The sequence below is a fragment of the Methylibium sp. T29 genome (assembly GCF_000576205.1).
Lineage (GTDB): Bacteria > Pseudomonadota > Gammaproteobacteria > Burkholderiales > Burkholderiaceae_C > Methylibium > Methylibium petroleiphilum.
Window position 1 is genome coordinate 1 of sequence record NZ_AZND01000323.1, and the last position, 3,159, is coordinate 3,159.

General features: G+C 71.1%; 4 protein-coding genes. 2 read left to right on the forward strand and 2 right to left on the reverse strand.

Going from position 1 to position 3,159, the window contains the following annotated elements; all coding sequences use genetic code 11:
• Both x551_RS20215 and argG read right to left on the reverse strand, forming a co-directional pair.
• The coding region (locus tag x551_RS20215) for a M48 family metalloprotease (protein WP_036250637.1) at positions 1–724 on the reverse strand (724 nt) is incomplete at its 3' end.
• Between the two features lie 105 nt (positions 725–829).
• Positions 830–2,170 (reverse strand): argininosuccinate synthase, encoded by a 1,341-nt coding sequence (gene argG / locus x551_RS20220; protein WP_036230031.1) that lies wholly within the window; start codon positions 2,168–2,170, stop codon positions 830–832.
• 129 nt (positions 2,171–2,299) lie between these two features.
• Here argG and x551_RS20225 point away from each other — a divergent pair, with 129 nt between their 5' ends.
• The gene (locus x551_RS20225) at positions 2,300–2,680 is read left to right on the forward strand and encodes a hypothetical protein (RefSeq protein ID WP_036230029.1); all 381 of its coding nucleotides are present in this window, start codon (positions 2,300–2,302) and stop codon (positions 2,678–2,680) included.
• A 46-nt stretch (positions 2,681–2,726) separates the two neighbouring features.
• The coding region (locus x551_RS20230; protein ID WP_036250640.1) for a bestrophin family ion channel at positions 2,727–3,159 on the forward strand (433 nt) is incomplete at its 3' end.

Genomic DNA, 3,159 nt, shown 5'->3' on the forward strand with positions numbered 1-3,159 from the left:
GAAGCCGCGCCAGCCGCTCGGCGGCCGGCGGGTGCGTGGCGGCGACCGGCCGCCGGCCGTCGTCCTCGGCCACCTCGTTCTGCATGAACTCGAGCTGCCGGGTCGGCGCGTAGCCGGCCAGCGCGGCCAGCAGCAGGCCCAGTTCGTCGGCTTCGAACTCGCCCTGCTGCAGCACCGGCTCCAGCGACTTCAACAGGCCGAAGTTGTGCTCGAGCTCGACATACATGTCGGGCACGCTGCGCTCCACCTGGCGCGGCAGCAGCAGGCGCCCGGCGGTCAGCATCTGGCGTTCGTGTTCGAGGATGCTGTGAGCCATCTCGTGCGCCAGCACGAAGGCCAGTGCCTCGTCGGACAGGCCGCGCTCCTCGATCAGCGTCTCGGACACGACCACCTGGCCGTCGGGCAGCGCGAAGGCGCCGGTGTCGTCGTGGTGCAGCACCGTCAGCGACCACGGCAGCACGGCGGCGCGCGGGGTCTGCCGGCGCGCCTCGGCGACCAGTCGGTCGAAGATGCGCTGCAGGCGCTCGCAGTGCTGCACGCAACCGAGCCGGTCGCGTGCCGCGGCGCCGGCCACGGTCTGCTGCAGCGTCTCGGTGCCGATGCGCCCGACCTCGCCGGCAGTCCAGTCGAGCGAGGTCGGTTCGTAGGCGAGTTCCAGCGCCGGGGCGCCGGCGCAAGCCGCAGTCAGGGCGAGGGTCAGGACACGGCGGCACCCAGCGTTCATCGCAAGCCTCCTGGACGGAGACTACGCCTTGTGACGTGGGTGTGAAAGCCCCTTCGCGCCGTTCAGGCCGGAGCCGGGCGGGCTGCCGCCGGGCTCTGAGCCGGCTCAGGACGGGTCGTCGTTCTGCAGGCGCGCCAGCGCCGCGCCGCCGCCCAGCGACAGCAGGCCGCTCTGCGCGTAGATGCCGAGCTTGGCGCGGGTGTCGACGATGTCGAGATTGCGCATCGTCAGCTGGCCGATGCGGTCGGCCGGCGAGAACGGTGCGTCCTCGACCTTCTCCATCGACAGCCGCTCGGGCTGGTAGGTGAGGTTGGGCGAGCGGGTGTCGAGGATCGAGTAGTCGTTGCCGCGGCGCAGCTCGAGAGCGACCTCGCCGGTCACCGCGCGCGCCACCCAGCGCTGCGCGGTCTCGCGCAGCATGATGGCCTGCGGGTCGAACCAGCGGCCCTGGTAGAGCAGGCGGCCGAGCTTGCGGCCGTTGTCGCGGTACTGCTCGATCGTGTCCTCGTTGTGGATGCCGGTCACGAGGCGCTCGTAGGCGATGTGCAGCAGCGCCAGGCCCGGGGCCTCGTAGATGCCGCGGCTCTTGGCCTCGATGATGCGGTTCTCGATCTGGTCGCTCATGCCCAGGCCGTGGCGGCCACCGATGCGGTTGGCCTCCAGCAGCAGCGCCACCGGGTCGGCGTATTCCACGCCGTTCAAGGCGACGGGCCGGCCCTCGTCGAAGCGCACCGTGACCTCCTCGCGCTTCACGTCGACCTCGTCGCGCCAGAACGCCACGCCCATGATCGGGTTGACGATGCGGATGCCGCTGTTCAGGTGCTCGAGGTCCTTGGCCTCGTGCGTGGCGCCGAGCAGGTTGGAGTCGGTCGAGTAGGCCTTCTCGGCGCTCATCTTGTAGCCGAAGCCGGCCTGCGTCATGAAGGCCGACATCTCGGCACGGCCGCCGAGTTCGTCGATGAAGGTCTGGTCCAGCCAGGGCTTGTAGATCTTCAGCGCCGGGTTGGTGAGCAGGCCGTAGCGGTAGAAGCGCTCGATGTCGTTGCCCTTGAAGGTGCTGCCGTCGCCCCAGATGTGGACGTCGTCCTCCTTCATCGCCGCGACCAGCATCGTGCCGGTGACGGCGCGCCCGATCGGCGTGGTGTTGAAGTAGGTCACCCCGGCGGTCGAGATGTGGAAGGCACCGGCCTGCAGCGCGGCCAGGCCTTCAGCGACCAGCTGCGCCCGGCAGTCGATCAGGCGTGCCTTCTCGGCGCCGTACTGCATCGCCTTGCGCGGGATCTCGTCGTAGTCGGGTTCGTCGGGCTGGCCGAGGTGGGCCGTGTAGGCGTAGGGCAGGGCGCCCTTGAGCTTCATCCAGTGCAGCGCGGCGCTGGTGTCCAGTCCGCCGGAGAATGCGATGCCGACCTTCTGGCCGGTGGGAAGGTGCTGGAGGATGGTTGCCATGGTGGGGAACAGTGCTGCGGGTTCGGGCTCGCCGGGGCGCGGGCGGGACGGGCGCGCGAGTGAGGTCAAATCGGCGAAGCCGAGATTTTAGGCGCGCCCCCGAACCGCCCTTGACCGAGAAAGCCCGCGATGCCCGGAGACACCCTGCCCCCCCACGCCGTCGAGGCGGCCGACCGCGCCGCCTGGCGCCGCTGGCTGAGCCGGCACCAGGGCCAGGCCAACGGCGTGTGGCTGGTCATGGCCCGCAAGGGCAGCGACCACGAGGCGCCGACGCTGGACGAGGCGATCGACGAGGCGCTGTGCTTCGGCTGGATCGACAGCAAGCAGGGCCGGCTCGACGAGCGCCGCTCGCTGCTGTGGTTCGCGCCGCGCAAGCCCAAGAGCGCCTGGTCCGGTCCGCACCAGCGCCGCGCCGAGGCGCTGGAGGCTGCCGGCCTGATGGAGCCGGCCGGGCAGGCCAAGGTCGACGAGGCGCGGCGCAGCGGCCTGTGGCACAAGCCGCCGGCCTGATGCGCGACCTGCCTGCTCCTGCACGACCACCGAGCGAGCCCGCGCCATGATCGTCGTCGACCGCCCGAACGGCTTGCGGCTGTTCTTCGCATTGCGCGGCTCCATCCTGCCGCGCATCTTCTGGAGCCTCGCCACCTGCACGGCGCTGGCGACCGCGGTGGCGCTGAGCCACGGCACGCTGTTCCAGTGGAAGGTGACGCTGACGCCGGTGCCGTTCTCGCTGATCGGGCTGGCGCTGGCGATCTTCCTCGGCTTTCGCAACACTGCGGCCTACGACCGCTACTGGGAGGCCCGCCGGCTCTGGGGTGACGTGGTGCATCGATCGCGCAGCCTCGCGCGCGAGGTGCAGACGCTGTTCCAGGCGCCCGCCGCGCCCGGCCCGGCCGATGGCGCGCGGGCCGCACTGGTGCGGCGGACCATCGGCTTCGCTCACGCCTTGCGCCACCAACTGCGCGACAGCGATGCCGGGCCCGACATCG

Coding starts and splice junctions, on each gene's coding strand:
- argG (WP_036230031.1), bottom strand. CDS start 2,170: ATGGCAACCATCCTCCAGCACCTTCCCACCGGCCAGAAGGTCGGCATC.
- x551_RS20225 (WP_036230029.1), top strand. CDS start 2,300: ATGCCCGGAGACACCCTGCCCCCCCACGCCGTCGAGGCGGCCGACCGC.